17 protein-coding genes and 1 tRNA gene are annotated in these 18,025 nt (G+C 54.4%); 11 read left to right on the top strand and 7 right to left on the bottom strand.

What is annotated here, in order from left to right; genetic code table 11:
• The first annotated feature begins 54 nt into the window (after nucleotides 1–54).
• From J2X14_RS15655 to mdcH, 3 genes are read left to right on the top strand one after another with little or no spacing between them, the layout of a single operon-like run.
• Nucleotides 55–1,014 (top strand): AEC family transporter, encoded by a 960-nt coding sequence (locus tag J2X14_RS15655; RefSeq protein WP_352412097.1) that lies wholly within the window; start codon nucleotides 55–57, stop codon nucleotides 1,012–1,014.
• A 3-nt stretch (nucleotides 1,015–1,017) separates the two neighbouring features.
• Nucleotides 1,018–1,644, top strand: coding sequence for a malonate decarboxylase holo-ACP synthase (locus tag J2X14_RS15650; RefSeq protein WP_352412096.1), 627 nt, complete (start codon nucleotides 1,018–1,020; stop codon nucleotides 1,642–1,644).
• Nucleotides 1,641–2,543, top strand: a complete 903-nt coding sequence (mdcH, locus tag J2X14_RS15645) for a malonate decarboxylase subunit epsilon (RefSeq protein ID WP_352412095.1) — start codon at nucleotides 1,641–1,643, stop codon at nucleotides 2,541–2,543. The genes J2X14_RS15650 and mdcH overlap by 4 nt, the downstream gene beginning before the upstream one ends.
• Here mdcH and J2X14_RS15640 read toward each other — a convergent pair.
• Nucleotides 2,509–3,459 carry a LysR family transcriptional regulator gene (locus J2X14_RS15640; protein WP_352412094.1) on the bottom strand — a complete coding sequence of 317 codons (951 nt, stop codon included), beginning with the start codon at nucleotides 3,457–3,459 and terminating at the stop codon, nucleotides 2,509–2,511. The genes mdcH and J2X14_RS15640 overlap by 35 nt on opposite strands.
• A gap of 359 nt (nucleotides 3,460–3,818) precedes the next feature.
• Here J2X14_RS15640 and J2X14_RS15635 point away from each other — a divergent pair, with 359 nt between their 5' ends.
• Nucleotides 3,819–6,665: an EAL domain-containing protein gene (locus tag J2X14_RS15635; RefSeq protein ID WP_352412187.1), complete on the top strand. Its 2,847-nt coding sequence runs from the start codon at nucleotides 3,819–3,821 to the stop codon at nucleotides 6,663–6,665.
• 42 nt (nucleotides 6,666–6,707) lie between these two features.
• Here the strand turns inward: J2X14_RS15635 and ftnA are convergent, their stop codons facing one another.
• The gene (gene ftnA, locus J2X14_RS15630; protein WP_352412093.1) at nucleotides 6,708–7,220 is read right to left on the bottom strand and encodes a non-heme ferritin; all 513 of its coding nucleotides are present in this window, start codon (nucleotides 7,218–7,220) and stop codon (nucleotides 6,708–6,710) included.
• Nucleotides 7,221–7,550: 330 nt separating this feature from the next.
• On the opposite strand from ftnA, the gene mrdA2 reads away from it, so the two are divergent.
• Entirely contained in the window at nucleotides 7,551–9,401 is a 1,851-nt protein-coding gene (mrdA2, locus tag J2X14_RS15625) for a peptidoglycan DD-transpeptidase MrdA2 (protein ID WP_352412092.1), read from the top strand.
• 9 nt (nucleotides 9,402–9,410) lie between these two features.
• Here the strand turns inward: mrdA2 and J2X14_RS15620 are convergent, their stop codons facing one another.
• On the bottom strand, nucleotides 9,411–10,727 hold the full coding sequence (locus J2X14_RS15620; protein WP_352412091.1) for a methyl-accepting chemotaxis protein: 1,317 nt from the start codon (nucleotides 10,725–10,727) through the stop codon (nucleotides 9,411–9,413).
• A gap of 192 nt (nucleotides 10,728–10,919) precedes the next feature.
• Between J2X14_RS15620 and J2X14_RS15615 the strand changes: the two genes are divergently transcribed.
• Nucleotides 10,920–10,995 (top strand) — tRNA-Phe (locus J2X14_RS15615).
• A 149-nt stretch (nucleotides 10,996–11,144) separates the two neighbouring features.
• Here J2X14_RS15615 and J2X14_RS15610 read toward each other — a convergent pair.
• Genes J2X14_RS15610 through J2X14_RS15600 form a run of 3 tightly spaced genes read right to left on the bottom strand, consistent with a single transcriptional unit; the run spans nucleotide 11,145 to nucleotide 12,155 of the window.
• Nucleotides 11,145–11,633 (bottom strand): GNAT family N-acetyltransferase, encoded by a 489-nt coding sequence (locus J2X14_RS15610; RefSeq protein ID WP_352412090.1) that lies wholly within the window; start codon nucleotides 11,631–11,633, stop codon nucleotides 11,145–11,147.
• A 26-nt stretch (nucleotides 11,634–11,659) separates the two neighbouring features.
• A complete protein-coding gene (locus J2X14_RS15605; RefSeq protein ID WP_352412089.1) occupies nucleotides 11,660–11,923 on the bottom strand; it encodes a type II toxin-antitoxin system TacA family antitoxin in 264 nt (87 codons plus the stop codon).
• Nucleotides 11,924–11,981: 58 nt separating this feature from the next.
• Nucleotides 11,982–12,155 carry a hypothetical protein gene (locus J2X14_RS15600; protein WP_352412088.1) on the bottom strand — a complete coding sequence of 58 codons (174 nt, stop codon included), beginning with the start codon at nucleotides 12,153–12,155 and terminating at the stop codon, nucleotides 11,982–11,984.
• Between the two features lie 182 nt (nucleotides 12,156–12,337).
• Between J2X14_RS15600 and J2X14_RS15595 the strand changes: the two genes are divergently transcribed.
• The 3 genes from J2X14_RS15595 (at nucleotide 12,338) to J2X14_RS15585 (ending at nucleotide 14,894) form a co-directional block, all read left to right on the top strand.
• Entirely contained in the window at nucleotides 12,338–13,816 is a 1,479-nt protein-coding gene (locus J2X14_RS15595; RefSeq protein ID WP_352412087.1) for an aminotransferase-like domain-containing protein, read from the top strand.
• Between the two features lie 111 nt (nucleotides 13,817–13,927).
• The gene (locus J2X14_RS15590; RefSeq protein WP_352412086.1) at nucleotides 13,928–14,392 is read left to right on the top strand and encodes a YlaC family protein; all 465 of its coding nucleotides are present in this window, start codon (nucleotides 13,928–13,930) and stop codon (nucleotides 14,390–14,392) included.
• A 154-nt stretch (nucleotides 14,393–14,546) separates the two neighbouring features.
• Nucleotides 14,547–14,894, top strand: a complete 348-nt coding sequence (locus J2X14_RS15585; protein WP_352412085.1) for a nitrous oxide-stimulated promoter family protein — start codon at nucleotides 14,547–14,549, stop codon at nucleotides 14,892–14,894.
• A 101-nt stretch (nucleotides 14,895–14,995) separates the two neighbouring features.
• On the opposite strand, the gene J2X14_RS15580 is transcribed toward J2X14_RS15585, so the two are convergent.
• Nucleotides 14,996–15,187 carry a hypothetical protein gene (locus J2X14_RS15580; RefSeq protein ID WP_352412084.1) on the bottom strand — a complete coding sequence of 64 codons (192 nt, stop codon included), beginning with the start codon at nucleotides 15,185–15,187 and terminating at the stop codon, nucleotides 14,996–14,998.
• Nucleotides 15,188–15,464: 277 nt separating this feature from the next.
• Here J2X14_RS15580 and yghU point away from each other — a divergent pair, with 277 nt between their 5' ends.
• Together yghU and J2X14_RS15570 are read left to right on the top strand one after the other, a co-directional pair.
• Complete coding sequence (gene yghU, locus J2X14_RS15575; protein WP_352412083.1) at nucleotides 15,465–16,322, top strand: glutathione-dependent disulfide-bond oxidoreductase; 858 nt, start codon at nucleotides 15,465–15,467, stop codon at nucleotides 16,320–16,322.
• A 485-nt stretch (nucleotides 16,323–16,807) separates the two neighbouring features.
• The gene (locus tag J2X14_RS15570; protein ID WP_352412082.1) at nucleotides 16,808–17,977 is read left to right on the top strand and encodes a M20 aminoacylase family protein; all 1,170 of its coding nucleotides are present in this window, start codon (nucleotides 16,808–16,810) and stop codon (nucleotides 17,975–17,977) included.
• Nucleotides 17,978–18,025 lie beyond the last annotated feature (48 nt).

Here is an 18,025-nt window from a genome sequence, read left to right as displayed (position 1 = left end):
TAATAAAACCATCGCACCTGTGCTAATCACAACTCTTTGTTATACAGGTGAAATATGACTTACATCATTCTCCATGCACTCGCCCCAATCTTCATCATTATGCTGCTGGGCTTTATGGCCGGTAAGGCAAAAATGGTGGATAACAAGAACGTTGCTTTACTGAATATCTTTGTCATGGACTTTGCACTGCCGGCCGCGCTGTTTAGCGCTACCGTACAGACGCCATGGAGCGGCATCGTTGAACAGATGCCACTGGTGGTGGTGCTGACGCTGGCGATGTGGATTACCTACGCCGCCATCTACTTTATCTGTATTAAGTGGTTCCATAAGTCGCCGCAGGATGCCGCCGTGCTAACGCTCACGGTCGCGCTGCCGAATTACGCCGCGCTGGGCTTGCCGATTTTGGGCAGCGTACTGGGCGAAACGGGCGGCACCTCGCTTTCGGTCGCGGTTTCTATTGCCTGCGGTTCGGTATTAATGACGCCGTTCTGTCTGCTGATTCTGGAACGTGAAAAAGCGCGTACCGCCGGTACTGCACAAGGCTCTTCGCTGGCGATGCTGCCGGTATTGATGTGGCGTTCAGTGAAAAAACCAATTGTCTGGGGCCCGCTGCTGGGGGTGGTGTTGTCGGCGCTGGGTATTCATATGCCCGATCTGGTGCTTACGGCGATTAAACCGCTGGGCCTGGCCGCGACCGCCGCTGCGCTGTTCCTGACTGGCCTGATCCTGTCGGCGCGTCAGCTGAAGCTGAATGGCGCGGTGGCGCTCTCCAGCGTGACGAAACTGCTGATTCAGCCGCTGATCGCCTGGGCGCTGGTGCTGATGATGGGGCTACATGGTTCGCTGGCGATTACGGCGATTCTGATGATTGCGCTCTCTGCCGGTTTCTTCGGCGTGGTGTTCGGTAACCGGTTTGGCGTACAGTCGCCTGATGCTGAAGCTGCCTTGCTGATCAGTTCAGTGCTCTGTATTGTCACGCTGCCTTTATTTATCTCTTTAACCGCAGGAATGTAATTGATGTTACCGCGTCCTCACGACCTTATCTGGCTCAACGATCCGCAGGCGCTGACAGGCGATCTGCCTGACTGGGTAGCACAGCAGTGGCGGCCTGCGTTGCCGCTGGTGGTGCGCCGGGACTGGCATCCGGATGGGCTTATTGCCGTGGGGATTCGCGGTATGGGACGCGAGCGGCGCGCTGCCGCCTGGCTGCCTGCCGCGGCGATGGTGAAGCGCGTAACGCCGGAGTCACTGGTGGATCTGCCGCAGCTGCTGCGTTCCGCTTTTGTTTCGCAGCAGCCGGTACAGGCGACGATCCTGCTGGCGCAGCAGTCATGGCCGTGGCCGTGGGGCGTGACCGGCAGCTGCGGTTACGCGCTGGCGACCGATGTGCCGGTGCTGCACAGCGCCAGCGATCTCGATCTGCTGATTCGTGCGCCGCAGCCGCTGCCGCCCGCCGCGTTTCAGCGCTGGCAACAGCAGGTGATGCGTCTGCCGTGCCGGGCCGATACGCAGGTGGAGACGCCCAACGGCGCCTTTGCGCTGAATGAGTGGCTGCGCGACGGACGGGCGCTGCTGAAAACCAACCGGGGGCCGCGTCTGGTGAGCGATCCCTGGCAGGCACCGATGGAGGATGCAGACCAATGAAAATAATGTATACGTTTCCTGGGCAAGGGCCGCAGCGCGTCGGCATGTTGCAACATTTGCCCGATGGCGATCGCCTGTTGCAGGAGGCGAGCACAGCGTTAAATCAGGATGCTTCTTTGCTGGATAGTGAACAGGCGCTGCGCCATACGCGCGCCGTCCAGCTTTGCCTGCTGATTGCGGGCGTCGCCTGGGCGCGCGAGCTGGCGCGCCAGGGGCTGGAGCCGGATATGGTCAGCGGCCTTTCTATTGGCGCTTTTCCGGCGGCGGTGGTGGCCGGGGCGCTCGATTTTTCTGATGCGCTGCGGCTGGTGGCGCTGCGCGGTGAATTGATGGAACAGGCGTATCCTTCCGGCTACGGCCTGACGGCGATTACCGGCCTGCGGCAGCGCGACATTGAGCCGCTGCTGGGCGACTGTTACCTGGCGAATATCAACGCCGCCCAACAGATGGTGATTGCGGGCAGCGAGGCGGCGATGCAGCAGGTTGGCGAGCTGGCCGTGGCGCACGGCGCGCAGAAAGTTCACCGGCTGGCGGTGAGCGTACCTTCTCACTGTGCCTTGCTGGACGAACCCGCGCGTCAGCTGGCGCAGGCTTTTGCCCGCGTGACCCTGACGCGCCCCCGCTGCGCCTGGCTCAGCGGCAGCAGCGCACGCCTGCTGTGGCAGCCGCAACAGATTGCTGACGACTTAGCGATGAATATGGCGCGCACCGTGCGCTGGCATGAGGCGATGGAAGCAGCCAACGAACGTGACGTCGGGCTGGCGCTGGAAATGCCGCCCGGCGCGGTGCTGACCGGGCTGGCTCGTGAACCGCTGTCGCGTGGCGATGCCCTGTCGCTGGAACAAGGCGGTCTGGCGCTGGCGCTCAGGCTGGCGCAACAGGCGCGCGCTCAGCGTTAGTTAACACCTCGCGGGCGTACATGCGCCCTTCGGCGACCAGCGCCAGCAGATTGGGATCGTGTTCGCGATTGCGCTCGAACACGATAGCGATCGACTGGCGCATCTGATAAGGCTCCGTCAGCGGCAGCAGCTGCACGCTGTTTTCATAGACGCGCCGCATTCTGCCCGGCACCAGCGCAAAGCCTACGCCCGCCTGCACCAGACTCAGCATGGAAAAAATATCGTTAACCCGCATCACAATATTGGCATCAAACCCTGCCACGCCAAACGCCTCCTGAAAGCCGTGAAACGTGGCGAATCCTTCCGCCAGCGAAACAAATTTTTCCTGACGGTAATCACGCAGGTCGGCATGGTGGCTTTCTCCCAGTTTGGCTTCGGCAGGCGCGGCAAGATAGATGTCATCTTCAAACAGCGGCAGCACCTCATGCCGTCGCCGATCGATCTGGCTGTCGGTGACCGACAGTAAAATCGCATCCAGTTCCCCCAGATGAAGCTTCTCCAGCAGCAGCTGGTTAGAACCCATGGTCAGATCCAGCTCCAGCTCAGGACGGCGCAGCTTCATGCCCATAATCAGGCGCGGCACCGTCTCCATGGTCAGCGAATAGAGCGTGCCGATGCGCATTCGTTTTTGTCCCAGTCCTGCTTTCTGGCGCGCGTCGAGGATCCCTTTTTCCATGGCATCGACCGCTTCCAGCGCATATTCCAACAGGGTATGCGCGGCGGAGAGCGGCTTCAGGCTGCGGCCCTGATGGATAAACAGCGGGCAACGCACATTCTCTTCCAGCGTATGCAGGGCGCGATGGACGCTGACGCTGCTTAAGTTCAGCTGTTCGGCGGTACGGGCAATATTGCCGCTGGCCATAAAGGCGATAAAAATTTCCAGTTTGCGAAAGCTAATATCTGCATCAATTTTCATGCGTGGCCTTGTCTGGTCGATGAATCAGTGAAAGCCGGGACAGCATAACGCGTTTAGCCAGGCGGCTTGTGTCTTTTCCCTGCGCATAGCTGGCAAGGGCAGGCGACGTTTGCGTCTCACCGCACAGCAATCATCCGGAAGGATAATCTGGCTTAAGTCTTTTTGTTAAGATCATTTCATCCTTAAATTCCTGAAAAATCTGCCTCCTTTGCCGATATCAATGGCAAGAGTTTACCCGAGCAACTGATATCGGGCAGATTGATAAGTTTTCCTTTAGCGTAGCGCTGACCAGCCAGACGCACTACGTTGCCGTGTCCAACCCGCCCAGATCGCTATCCGGGCAGCAACCGGGCAACATGATGAACGAGAACCCAGACATACTTTATCGGCTACTGGTGCAGAGCGTAGTCGATTACGCAATCTATATGATTCACCCCAACGGCACCGTTGCCAACTGGAATGCGGGCGCGAAGCGGATCAAAGGCTATGCGCCGGAAGAGATTATCGGCAAAAACATCGCCGTTTTTTATGATAAATCTGACCAGTTAAAAGGCGTACCGGCCAAAAACCTGGCTATTGCCGCGCATAAAGGCCGCCTGGAGTTAGAGGGGTGGCGCTTTCGTCAGGATGGCAGCGCTTTCTGGGCGCATGTGGTGATTGACGCGATTTACGCTGACGATAATGCGCTGATGGGTTTTGCGGTGATCACGCGTGATTGTACTCAGCAACAGGCGCAGCTGAGCCTACAGCGTGAGCAGCAGGAAAAATTTCGTCTGCTGGTGGAGGGCGTGACGGATTACGCTATCTATATGCTCGATCTCGACGGGCTGGTAGTGAACTGGAACGCAGGCGCCCAGCGTGCCAAAGGCTATAGCGCAGATGAGATCGTGGGGAAACATTTCTCCACGTTTTACAGCCTGCAGGAGCGCATGGCCTATATTCCTGAGAAAAATTTGCAGACTGCTTTCCGCACCGGCCGTTTTGAGGATGAGGGCTGGCGCTATCGTAAAGACGGCAGCGCCTTCTGGGCGCACGTCATCATTGATGCCATCCATGATGATAACGGCAAGCTGATTGGCTATACCAAGATCACGCGTGACTGCACCGAACAGCGCGAGCTACAGCGTGAGCGGCGCGCAGAGGAAGAGAAATTCCGGCTGCTGGTGGAAAGCGTCACCGATTATGCCATCTATATGCTCGATCCTGGCGGCCACGTCGTGAACTGGAACGCGGGCGCGCAGCGTGCCAAAGGCTATACCTCGCAGGAGATCCTCGGCCAGCACTTCTCGCTATTTTACAGCGCGCAGGAGCGCCAGAGCAAAACGCCGACGATCAACCTGAATACCGCGCGCACTACCGGGCGCTTTGAGGATCAAGGCTGGCGCTATCGCAAGGACGGCAGCGCCTTTTGGGCGCATGTAGTGATCGACGCGATTCATGATGAAAACGGCAAATTGGTTGGCTACGCCAAAATTACCCGCGATATCACCGAGCGGCGTGAATATGAGCAGCAAATCCTGCGCGCCAAAGATCTGGCGGAGGCGCAGAGCGAGCGCATGACCGCCATGTCGCGCTTCCTGGATACCATCATCAGCAGCATTCCCTCTTGCGTGCTGGTGGAGGATGCCGTTTCCCGTGAAATCCTGCTGGTTAACCGCAAGGCCGAGCAGCTGTTTGGCGTCGAGAAAAACAGTATGCAGGGCAAAAAGCCGCATGAATGTTTGCCGCCAGAGCTGAGCGACTATTTTAACGTGCTGGCGGATGCGGCTTTACGTTGCGAAGGTATTCATCAAAGCGAGCGCCAGCTGATTACCGCCGGTGGCGAGCGCATTCTGCATACGCGCGCGGCAACGATACGCGGCGGCGATGCGCGTACGCAATACCTTATGCTGATTGTCGATGACGTGACCGACCAGCGCGCCGCCGATGCGCGTATTCATCATATGGCGCATCATGATTATCTCACCAGCCTGCCCAACCGTATTTTGTTTCGCCAGCGGTTAAGCGACGCGTTGCGCCAGGCGGAGTCGCACGATCGGCATACGGCGGCGCTCTGTCTTGATTTAGATAACTTCAAAAATGTTAACGATGCGCTGGGCCATCAAACGGGCGACGAGCTGCTGCGCGTTATCGCCAAGCGCCTGCGTGGCGCGCTGCGTGAACAGGATACGCTGGCGCGCATCGGTGGCGATGAGTTTGCCATTGTGCTGCCAGGCCTGAGCCATCATCAGGAGGCGAGCATGGTCGCGCAGCGTTTAATTGAGGTGGTGCAGCCGCCGGTAAACGTTGACGGGCACAATCTATCGGTGGGGCTGAGTATCGGCATCGCCTTTGCCAGTGCCGATTTCGCCTCTCCTGAGCAGCTATTGCGCTGCGCCGATATGGCGTTGTATGAAGCCAAGCGCAACGGACGTAATCGCTATGAGTACTTTACCCAGGAGATGGATGTTCAGGCGCGTACGCGACGCGCGATGGAAAACGATCTGCGCGAGGCGATAACCGATAATCAGATGCGGCTTTATTATCAGCCGATTACTAACAGCGATCAGCAAGCCATTATCGGCTACGAAGCGCTGATGCGCTGGCATCATCCGTCAAAAGGGCTGATTATGCCGGGCGAGTTTATTCCGCTGGCGGAAGAGACCGGTTTGATTCACAGCCTGGGCGCCTGGGCGTTGTATGAAGCGTGCCGTGAGGCGAAAAACTGGAGCGGCGCGCAGGCGGTATCGGTGAACCTGTCGCCCATTCAGTTTAAAAACAGCACGCTGGTGTCGGTGGTCGAAGGCGCGCTGCGTGAGTCGGGGCTGGAGCCGTGGCGGCTGGAAGTCGAAATCACCGAGTCGGTGCTGCTGGATAATACGTTGGGTAATATCCATACGCTGCAAAACCTGAAAGCGCTTGGCGTGATGATTGCGCTGGATGATTTCGGCACCGGCTACTCTTCGCTTAGCTACCTGCGCTCTTTCCCGTTCGATAAAATCAAAATCGACCGTTCCTTTATCAACGATATGAGTGACAGCCGTGAGGCGTTGGCGATTATTCGGGCGATTACCGGTATGAGCCGCAGCCTGGATATTCAGATCACGGCGGAAGGGGTGGAGAACCGTGAGCAGTTCGATAAGCTGAAAGAAGAGGGATGTACGCTGTTTCAGGGCTACTTCTTTGGTCGACCACAGCCTTCTGAGCTGCGGTTAACCATGCTGTGATCGTTGCGCCGACGCCCTTATACGCGTCGGCGCTTGCCGCACTCAGGCCGCAGGGCCGTGGCTTTCGCCATCCATTTTCGCCAGATCCTTATCCACAAAGAACAGGCCTTTGCCGCTGTTGCCGACCAGCGCCAGTTTATCCAGCACCGATTTAAACAGTTTCTCTTCTTCATGCTGCTCGGCCACATACCATTGCAGGAAATGGAAGGTGGAGTAATCCTGGGTGGTCATCGCCATATGCGCCAGCTCATTGATTTTACGGGTGATTAGTTGCTCATGCTCGTAGGTCTGCTCAAACAGATCCGCCAGTGAGTTAAAGGCCACCGGCGGCGCAGCGATGCTGCCTAACACCGGCATGGCGCCCGTATCGCTGAGGTAATCAAACAGGCGCTGCATATGCTCCATCTCTTCGCGCGAATGGGATTTCAAAAACGCCGCCGCGCCTTCAAAGCCTTTATCGCTGCACCAGGCGCTCATTTGCAGATAGAGATTAGCGGAATAAAATTCCAGGTTTAGCTGCTCGTTTAAACGTGCGGTCATGTCATTGGTCAGCATAGCGATTCCTTGAGAGAGTAGCAGATGAAAGGTGATGGGTAATTATGCAGCAAAGGCTTTTAAAGGAATACGCTTTTTTGCGCTTTTTATCTTTTTAATTTACTGATTTTAAAGATAATTAATTCACTTATTGAATGCGGTTTATTCGCATTTTCACCCGCATTTCCCGCACCAGAAGTGGCAAATATAATGCTTTCGCAGGGTTATCTGTTACATCCTCAATAAATGTCACACTTTTATTGGCCGATATGCATCTTTTCGCTAGTTTGACCCATTCAGCTCTTTATCATGGGCAGCCAAATGAGAATGATTAAAACTGCTATTTATTAGATGAAACTTCCTGATTTTGCCGCCGAAGAGAAGCTATTTGTCCGACGCGCATGCGCCGCGTTTGGTCTGGTGGTGGTGTGCTTCGCTGCGTTGATGGTGAACCTCTGGCATTTGCAGGTGCAACAGCACGGCTACTACCAGACGCGATCCGATCAAAATGATATCAAAATGATCCCGATCGCGCCCCGACGCGGCATTATTTACGATCGTAACGGCACGGCGCTGGTTAAAAACGTTACCTGGTATGACGTAACGGTAATGCCTTACAAAATCAAAGATATGCAGGCGCTGATCCAGGCGCTGACGCCGGTTGTCGGCCTGACGCCGGAAGAGATCGATAGTTTCCGCCAGGCGCTGAAGCAGAGCAGCCGCTATCGGCCGGTGGTGTTGAAAAGCGAGCTGAGCGAAGAGGAAGTCGCGCGTTTCGCTGTCAACCAATATCGCTTTACCGGCGTTGAGATCGATAGCTATCAGGATCGGCAATATCCTTACGGCGCCGCGCTGGCGCATGTGGTGGGCTACGTCTCTAAGATCAACGATCGCGACTACCAGCGGCTGAATGAAATGGGCGTGGCGGAGAACTACGCCGCCGATCATAACATCGGTAAACAGGGAATAGAGCGCTACTACGAGCCGCTGCTGCATGGCAAAACCGGCTATCAGGAAGTGGAGGTGGATAATCACGGGCGCATTGTGCGGGTGCTGAAAGAGGTGCCGCCGGTGGCCGGAAAGAATATCCATCTGACTATCGATCTCAAGCTACAGCAATATGTGGAGAGCCTGCTAAAAGGGCAGCGGGCGGCGGTGCTGATCGAAAACCCGCGTGATGGCGCGGTGCTGGCGATGGTATCCAGCCCCAGCTACGATCCTAACCCGTTTGTGAAAGGCATCAGCTATCGAGCCTATGAAACGCTGCTAAAAAATAAAGATCTGCCGCTGATCAATCGTGTGACGCAGGGGCTTTATCCGCCCGCCTCAACGGTAAAACCCTATATGGCGATGTCGGCGCTGCTGAACGGCGTGATTACGCCGGACACCACCTACTACGGCGCGCCGACCTGGACGCTGCCAGGCACGCAGCGGCGCTACCGTGACTGGAAAAAAACCGGGCACGGCACGTTGGATGTGACCAAAGCGATTGAGGAATCCGCCGATACCTTTTTCTATCAGGTGGCGTTTGATATGGGCATCGATCGTATTCATGAGATGCTGGGCAAGTTCGGCTATGGCAAATCTACCGGTATCGATCTGAAAGAGGAGTACAACGGCCTGCTGCCGGATCGCGCCTGGAAGCAGAAAGTGCATAAGCGTGCCTGGTATCAGGGGGATACGATCGCGGTTGGCATCGGGCAGGGCTACTGGATCGCCACGCCAATCCAGATGGTGAAGGCGCTGGACGCGCTGATTAACAACGGGCGTGTGGTGACGCCGCACCTGCTGGATAGCGCCCAGCGTGGTAAAAACATTACCCACTGGCAACCGGAGAAGCCGCAGCCGCAGATCGCTGATGCGAAATCACCTTACTGGTCGTTGATACGACGCGCGATGTTTGGCATGGCTAACGCCCCCAATGGCACTGGCTACAAATATTTTCATACCGCACCTTACGGCATCGCCGCGAAAAGCGGCACATCGCAGGTATTTGGCCTGAAGCAGAATGAGGTGTATAACGCCAAAATGATCCCGGTACGGCTGCGCGATCACGTGTTCTATACCGCTTTCGCACCCTATAACGATCCCAAAGTGGCAATGGCGCTGATTCTGGAGAACGGCGGCAGCGAGGGGGTTGTGGCTGCGCCAGTAGTCAGGCAGATTCTGGACCATATTTTTCTGCCTGACCCGCCCGCTTAACAGGGACGTTTAATCTTGTTTTAGCGCCTCGGTCACGTGGCTGATGGCGCTGACCACCTCCGCTGCGCTGCTACGGATTTCGGCAATCAGTTCGCCCGCCTCTTGCGCCAGCGCCACGCCGCGATCGGCGCGCTGGAGGTTGCTTTCGATGCTGGTCAGCGCTTTACCTGCCAGCTGATTATTATCCCGTACCATGACTTCGATTTCGCTGGTGGCCTGGTTAATCGTGGCCGCCAGTGAACGCACCTCATTCGCAACCACGGCAAAGCTGCGCCCATGCGCACCGGCGCGGGCAGCTTCAATCGCGGCGTTCAGCGCCAGCAGGTTGGTTTGGCTGGCGATGCTGCGAATGGTTTCGACAATCAGGCCGATACGATCTGACTGCGTGCTCAGGCTGGAGATATCGCCGGAAACGCCGTGCAGCTCGCCCGCCAGCGCATTGATATTTTGTACGCTGCTTTCCACCACGCTGGCGCCAACGCGCGTGCTTTCATCGGTACGCAGCGCGGTTTCATAAGCCTGCTGCGCCGCATCGCGCTCCAGCTGGCTTTTTTCCACCTGTGCCGTGACGTTAGAAGCGAACTTAACGATTTTATACAGCTGGCCTTCTTCATCAAATACCGGATTATAGGTGGCGCGCAGCCAGAGCGGGCGACCCTGTTTGTCGATACGATGAAACAAACCGGAAATAAAATCGCCGTGGTTAAGCTTTTGCCAGAACTGCGCATACTCCGTGCTGCTACGCAGCTCAGGCGTACAGAACATGCGATGATGCTGTCCGATAACCTCCTGCGCGCGGTAGCCGGTGGTTTGCAGAAAATTATCGTTAACCTTCAGCACTTCGCCCTGTAGGTTAAACGCGATCACCGCCATGGAACGATCGATGGCGGCGGTCATCGCGCGCTGTTCCTGGGCATCCAGAATATGCGCGGTAATGTCTGAGGCCAGCTTGATAATTTTCGTGACTTTACGGCTGCGATCGCGCACCGGAACATAGTTAGCTTCCAGCCAGACCGGATGCCCCTGTTTGTCGATACGCAAAAATTTATTGCTGAAGCTTTCGCCGCGCTGTAGTCGCTGCCAAAAGGTCAGGTATTTTGGTGAGTTGACTAAATCTTCCGGGCAGAACATCCGATGATGTTTCCCGGCTATTTCATCAAGGCGATAGCCCATCCGCTGCAGGAAAAGATCGTTAGCGGTAAGGATGGTGCCGTCGGGCTTAAATTCAATCATCGCGATCGCTTCATTTAACGAGGCGAGGGTGGCTGAACCTCGCTGCTGTGAAGCAAAACGCGAAGCAATGCCTGCTGTAATAGCACTGAACATGGTGAACCTTTATTGTGTTATGGGTTTCACCAAGGGTTATCGACCCGGCTGGATAAAGGTTAAGCCGCTGGAGGTGCAACGGGGGGCTTTTTACGCCTGTTTTTACCGATTGCTGCAAAAGAGCGCAATCAGGCGAAATTCAGCGAAAAGCATTTGACGGCTTCGCGGCTTTACGGTTTAATGCGCCCCGTTGCCCGGATAGCTCAGTCGGTAGAGCAGGGGATTGAAAATCCCCGTGTCCTTGGTTCGATTCCGAGTCCGGGCACCACTTCTTCCAAACCCTCGCTGAAAAGCGGGGGTTTTTGCTTTTCTGGCTTTCCACCACATTTCTGTTCTGATTAAACGCAGGCGTTACCGCCTCACTCTTCCTTCTACTCTTGAAATAAATATCATCTTATTAGCGCTAAACAGGACCCGTCAGGCATACATCAGGTCATTCAACGTCACCATCAGCATCATCGAATCCATCGGCGACGGCTCAAACCCCACCCGCAGATAAAACTCCCGCGCTTCATCCGACAGGGCATGAACCAGCATCCCGCAAATGCCGATAGTTTCCGCCACCTGAATCACCCGTAACCCAGCATCGCGAACCAGCGCCCGCCCGACGCCCTGCCCGTGAAGTGATTTATCCACCGCCAGACGGCCCAGCACTACAACCGGGATCGGATCGGGCATATTGCGACGAAAGCGATCGGGGGCGGTGTTGGTCGTTACCGCGCTGGATGCCAGCGAGTAATACGCCAGTACGTTAGAATCGCTGCCGCAACACACGAAGGTGTGGGATGCGCCAGTGACCTGATTTTTCATAGCCCGCTGTTTCAGCCAGTTATCCATTGAATCCACGTCGCAGCAAAACGAGGGGAGGATATGTCCGGCATGGAGAGGTTCAGGGACGGAGATCATTTTTCCTGCTTCCACGGCGCAGCGGTCTACATGGTTTTACGCAGTGCATCGTTTGGCTCGGGAGCCTGATCCAGACGAGTCAGAAACGCCTGATAAGCCTGCGGATCGGCCATAATGATGCGTTGCTCGATCAACGCCTCTTCTGCGGCGGCGCGAGCAGCCTCCAGCACAAAGTCAGTGCGGTTTTTCCCTTTGGCTTTCGCCGCCCGATCGATAAGATCGCGCTCTGCGGGCTTGATGCGAAGATTTAATGTTTCGCGCTTAATGGACATGCTGTTTGCGGCTGGCATGATATTGTCCTTTTCTGATGTAGACATTAAGTATGCAATGTGCGTAACGCAGAGGTCATTACGATAAACGCATCACAATGCCGCCCACACAAACGGGCAGGAAAGAGGTAAATATATGAGCCAGCAGAGCTTTCAGACGTACATTGATGACTGTAAAGCGGTGCGGATCGCATCTTTCTTCTGCACCGTTTTCCGCACAGCTACCGGCATTGTTTTTATCTCCTGCCGCCATATTCCCTCAGTAGCCAATAATCAAATAAAGTTTACCCATACAATCAATCATCAGATATCTGCACTGCTGATAACAGCACCAAATTGCTTTGTTATAGTTGTATTAAATACAACGGGTTATTGTTTTCCTCTTCTGAGGATAAGAGGCGATCAATAAACATGATGTAAAAAAATATGCAATCAATGATGCAATCAAGTTACACATTGATTTTCTTTGTGCTATTACTGTGCGCGAACGTTAATCCTTTGGGCTGGAAAATGGTGACTTCACTTTTCACGCGCTGGGCATCACAGCTGCAACAACAGACTCAGCGCCCGGCGTATCTGCGAATTGCAGATTTTATTGCCGAGGGCATCACAACAGGCGAGTTACCGTCGCGCTATCGCCTGCCTCCGCTGCGTGAACTGGCAGAGATCCTTGGCCTGAACTACACAACCGTAACGCGTGGTTATGCGGAAGCACGTCGCAGAGGACTGATTGATTCTCGTCCCGGCCTGGGCAGTTTTATTCGCAATAAAGCCTCTTCTTCAGCGGCGTTAACGGCCAGCAGTTATGAAATGACCATGAACGCACCCGTTGAGCCTGCCGGGTCGGTTATTGAAGAAGCGCTACGCGCCGGGGCGATCAATCTTTTCAACCAGACGGATATGTTGAGCCTGATGCGCTATCAGGATTTTGGCGGCACCGCGGAAGATAAAGCGGCAGCCATGCTCTGGATAGGCCGTAAGCTTCAGGTAGAGAATGAATCAGAAGTGCTGGTCTGCCCGGGGATCCACAGCGCGCTTGTCGGCATTATGACGTTGTTTAAGCGCAAAAAAGGGGCCGTCTGCGTCAGTAATCTGGTTTATCCAGGGATGAAAGCCATCGCGAGCCATCTTGGCGTTAAGTTAAAGGCGGTACTGTGCGATGAGCATGGGCCTGACCCATTGGCTTTTGAAGGATTATGTCGAAGCGGGGAGGTTAGCGCGCTCTATATCAACCCGACGCTGCAAAATCCGACGACGTTAACCATCCCGGATGCACGCCGCCGCGCGCTGGCTGAAAGCTGCCGCCGCTATAATATTGCCATTATAGAAGATGACGCTTATGCGGCATTGAGCAGCCTGCAAATCCCGACGTTTGCTGAACTGGTGCCGGAACTGACCTGGTATATCACCGGCATGTCGAAATGCTTTGGGCCTGGGTTGCGCATCGCCTTTCTTAAAGGTCCGGATAAACAGGCGACCCAGCTGCTTTCCAGCGTGCTGCGGGCGTTGACCGTGATGTCCAGCCCGTTAACCAATGCGTTGGCGCGCCAGTGGATTAACGACGGCACCGCCGATCGCATGTTAAGTGGTATCAAACATGAAGCAAAGGCACGTCAGAAGATGGCCGCGCACTATCTGTCCGGCTATGAATATCGCGCTGATCAGGAGGGTTATCATTTATGGCTGCCGCTGCCTAAAATGATGAATTCAAATTCTTCTGATGCCGCCGCGAAGTTACGAGAGAAAGGCATCAGCGCGGTTTCCGGTATTGCCTTTTGCACTGACAATAATCCGGTAGAGGCGTTGCGCTTGTGCCTGGGCGGATCGCAGACCCGTCAGCAATGCGAAGATAGCCTGAAAATATTGTCTGAAATGCTGGCGGATCCGATTCATTTTTCCAGTATGGCTATTTGAATAATGAATAACCACCAGCGCATGATTAAACACATGAGTAAAGAGCGGCCATAAGTTCTTTGATTGATGCAACTGTTAACGACAACCTGACGGGTTGATAAGGCTTTAGAAATGAGTAATGAACTTAATGCTGTCTTACAGAAAGAGTTAGACAGAATCAACAAAGAAGAGCAGCGTAACGATCGTCCCTATTTTGATATTTCTTTTATCAAACAGTATTCGGGGCTTTATCTGTTAATGTGCTTTCTGTTTATTCTGACCATGGGGCTTTTAATCTACTCTGATTCCTTTGGAACAATCGAGTATATCGTTTGCTGCGCAATTTTTGCCGTATGTAACTTTTTCTTCTTTTTCCATGTAAACCCTTCTTATCAGGTCAAGGATATTGACCGGGGAGCGTGGAGAAACTGCTATACCGGAGACTGGTATATGGAAGTGCATGTAGAAGAAGCTTTTATTCAGTCACTGCTTGCTGGCAACGTGCTGACAGAAATTGAGAAAAATACGCTGAAATCGCAGTATGAAAAGAAAGGCCATCTCTATTTTGCCGATATCTACCGTCTGCGAACCCGATAACGAATAAGCGTTAAAGGGCTGCCTGTCAGCCCTTTCCTGCAATAAAGTTTTCCTTTGATCACGCTTAACACTTACAAAATTAATTTAGGGTAAAACGTCACCGTTCGGTATTTATCGGATGGTCAATTCCTTATTAATTTTGTGGACTATGCACATGTCAGGAAAACGTATTCAGCGTGAAAAACGCACCATTGAGAAAATGATCGCCTTGTATCAGGCTGACTGCCCGCAGGCCGATAGCGATGCGGAACGCTATCGGTCGCTGTATCACTATGCGGTGAAGCGCCTCGAACGCTGCGCTTTTGGCGAGGAAAAACCTGCCTGTAAACAGTGCCCAATCCACTGTTATCAGCCCGCAAAGCGCGAAGAGATGAAACAGATTATGCGTTGGGCGGGGCCGCGTATGCTTATCTATCACCCGATTCTGGCGATCCGTCACCTGATTGATGATAAACGTCCGGTGCCGCCGATTCCGGAGAAATACCAGCCGAAAAAGCGTTAACGGCTGTGCTAACCCTCAAGCGGCGCCCACACGCCTACCAGCGGCGATATTGGCTTCAATTGCCATTATTTTCATTTACTTCAACCTGCCAGACAAAATGATTACCGTGAGGCGCTTGGGCGAAATAAGCGCTGGCGTAGCGCATTAAAAAGACGTTTGCGTCGCGGTAAAGCATAGCTTTCATTATGGGCAATCAACTCCCGAACCCCCACTTCACATAGCAGCTCGCGCATCATATTTTCGTTGCCGGCGCATTTTTCTACCTGACGCTGCAAATCATCATACCAGGACATGGTTGGCTCCTTTAGCGGTTAGCACAGTAGCCACACAGCCACTGCCTCCATGCTATTGCAAACCCTGTGCCATAGATAACCCGCTGAATCACAACGGTTAACATAAAGGGCGCTGTCATTTTGATGTCGCGGAAAAATGTCAAAATGACGTGGGCCTGTCATTTTGACGCGCTGACCACGAGGGAAGGCCAGCAAGGTTAAGTTTGTTCAATGCCGCCTGCTACACTCGGTTCAGCGTAGTACGTCACTTCATCACTACTATCAAGGACACCACACTATGTCAGAGAACAATTATCAGCCGCCGAAGGTCTGGCAATGGGATCAGCAGGGCGCGGGAAGCTGGTCGAAAATCAACCGGCCGATTTCTGGCGCCACGCACGAATCGGCGCTGCCGGTGGGCAAACACCCGTTGCAGCTCTATTCCATGGGCACGCCAAACGGGCAGAAAGTCACGATTCTGCTGGAAGAGCTGCTGGCGCTGGGGGAAAGCGGCGCGGAATATGATGCGCATTTGGTTCGTATCGGTGAAGGCGATCAGTTCTCCAGCGGTTTTGTTGCGGTTAACCCCAACTCGAAAATACCGGCGCTGCTGGACCGCTCAGAAACGCCAGCGGTGCGTGTGTTTGAATCCGGCAATATTTTGCTCTATCTGGCGGAAAAATTTGGTCACTTCCTGCCGCAGGAGCGCGCCGCCCGTGCTGAAACCCTGAACTGGCTGTTCTGGCTACAGGGTTCGGCGCCCTATATCGGCGGCGGCTTTGGCCATTTTTATCACTACGCGCCGGAAAAAATCGAATACGCCATCAACCGCTTTGCGATGGAAGCCAAGCGCCAGCTGGACGTGCTGGATCGCCAGCTGGCTCAGCATCGTTATATCGCCGGTGAAGCGTACAGCATTGCCGATATCGCCATCTGGCCGTGGTATGGCGTGCTGGTGCAGGGCGGCCTGTACGAAGCAGCGGAATTTCTGGATGTTTCTTCCTATAAAAACCTGCAACGCTGGGCACAGGAGATCGGCGAGCGCCCGGCGGTAGCGCGCGGACGTATCGTTAACCGAACCTGGGGCGAGCCGTCGCTGGCAGAACGTCACGATGCCGCTGACTTCGATCAGTTTGGCCTGAACGAAGCGCGTTGATTTATCGCCACGGCAAAGGATTGCCGTGGTTTTGCTGACTGGCCGTTATCTGCTTATCACGTAAATCCACCTGCCTGTAACGTGTTTAATAAACGCAACCCGCCAAAGATTATGCTAATAAAATAGCCTGGCTATCTCACTGCCGTTGCTTAAACCACCGTGTCGTTGGTTAATGGTTTATTCGGGTAATGTTTTACCGGTGCATCCTGATTAACTATCTGAGTAAAAATAATAATTAATAATAAATTCCACAATTCGCACGCAATCAGGATAAAACGATATTTCCCAGAGCGATAATTAGCACGCAATTTAAAAGTAATGCGCTATTTATAGTATGGGTTAATTAATTATATATGTAGCGTAAATTTTCATACTATTAGCCAGGCCATTTTAGGCTGTATGCGCACGCGTCCGCATTTTAATCGCAGATAACGTGAAACGCATTGCCACGATAATAGCGGTCAGAATAGTTAACAGGGAAGGCAATGAAAGGTAGATTCCAGCATATTATAGATAATCAGGCACAGTTTATAGCGCTGCGGCGCGATCTGCACCAGCATCCTGAAACCGGGCTGGAGGAGCTGCGCACCAGTAATATCGTTGCTGAAAAACTACGTTCCTGGGGATATAAAGTGCATCGCGGCATGGCGAAATCCGGGGTGGTAGGCACGCTAAAGGTGGGGCGCGGCGGCAAAACGCTGGGCCTGCGCGCCGCGATGAATGCGTTGTCGGCGCAGGAGCAGAGCGATAAGCCCTGGTGCAGCCGAACCGACGGCAAATTTCACGGCTGCGGCCATGACGGTCATACCGCGATGCTGCTGTGCGCGGCGGAATATCTGGCAAAAACTCAGCGCTTCAACGGGATGCTGCACCTGATATTTCAGCCGGGCGAGGAGCTGCTCTCTGGCAGCCAACTGATGCTGCAAGATGGACTGTTTCAGCGCTTTCCCTGCGAGGCGATTTACGCGCTGCATACCATGCCCGGTTTAAAAAAAGGTCATTTCTATTTTAACACCGGCGCAATCATGGCCTCGTCCGATACCTTACATATTGCGATAAGCGGCAAGGGCGGTCACGGCGCGTTTCCGGAGAAAACCGTTGATGCTACGCTGGTTGCCTGCCAGATTGTGCTGGCGCTGCAAACCATCGTGGCGCGCAACGTCTCGCCGTTTTCCCCTGCGGCGATAACCATCGGCAGTCTCTGTTCAGGCCAAACCGCCAATATTATCAACGGCAGCGCGCTACTGAAGCTGAGCGTAAGCGCGTTGGATAACAAAGTGCGCCAGCAGCTGCTTAAGCGTGTCGGCGATATTGTTCATGGCCAGGCGCAAAGCTTCGGCGCAAAGGTGAAGATCGAGCGTATCAACGGCAGCCCGGCGTTGGTGAACGATCCAACGGCGACGGGGTTTGCCATTAACGTGGCGCAGGAGCTGGTGGGAGAAAGTCGGGTCTGGACGCATACCGCGCCAGTGATGGGCAGCGAGGATTTCGCCTTTATGCTGACGGAGAATCCTCACGGTAGCTATCTGTTCCTTGGCGCAGGCGACGAGCCGGAAAGAGCGATGCTGTATCATCCAGGCTATGACTTTGATGACGAGTTAATTGCGCCGGGCGCGATATTTTTTAGTCATCTCGCGGAGCGCTTCTTAAGTTAACGGCTGCGGGAACATGTGCGGCGCGGTGACGCCGCATCAGGCCAGATA

The sequence above is a fragment of the Mixta sp. BE291 genome (assembly GCF_031457955.1).
Taxonomy (GTDB): domain Bacteria; phylum Pseudomonadota; class Gammaproteobacteria; order Enterobacterales; family Enterobacteriaceae; genus Mixta.
This window is presented reverse-complemented; position numbering and strand designations above follow the sequence as displayed.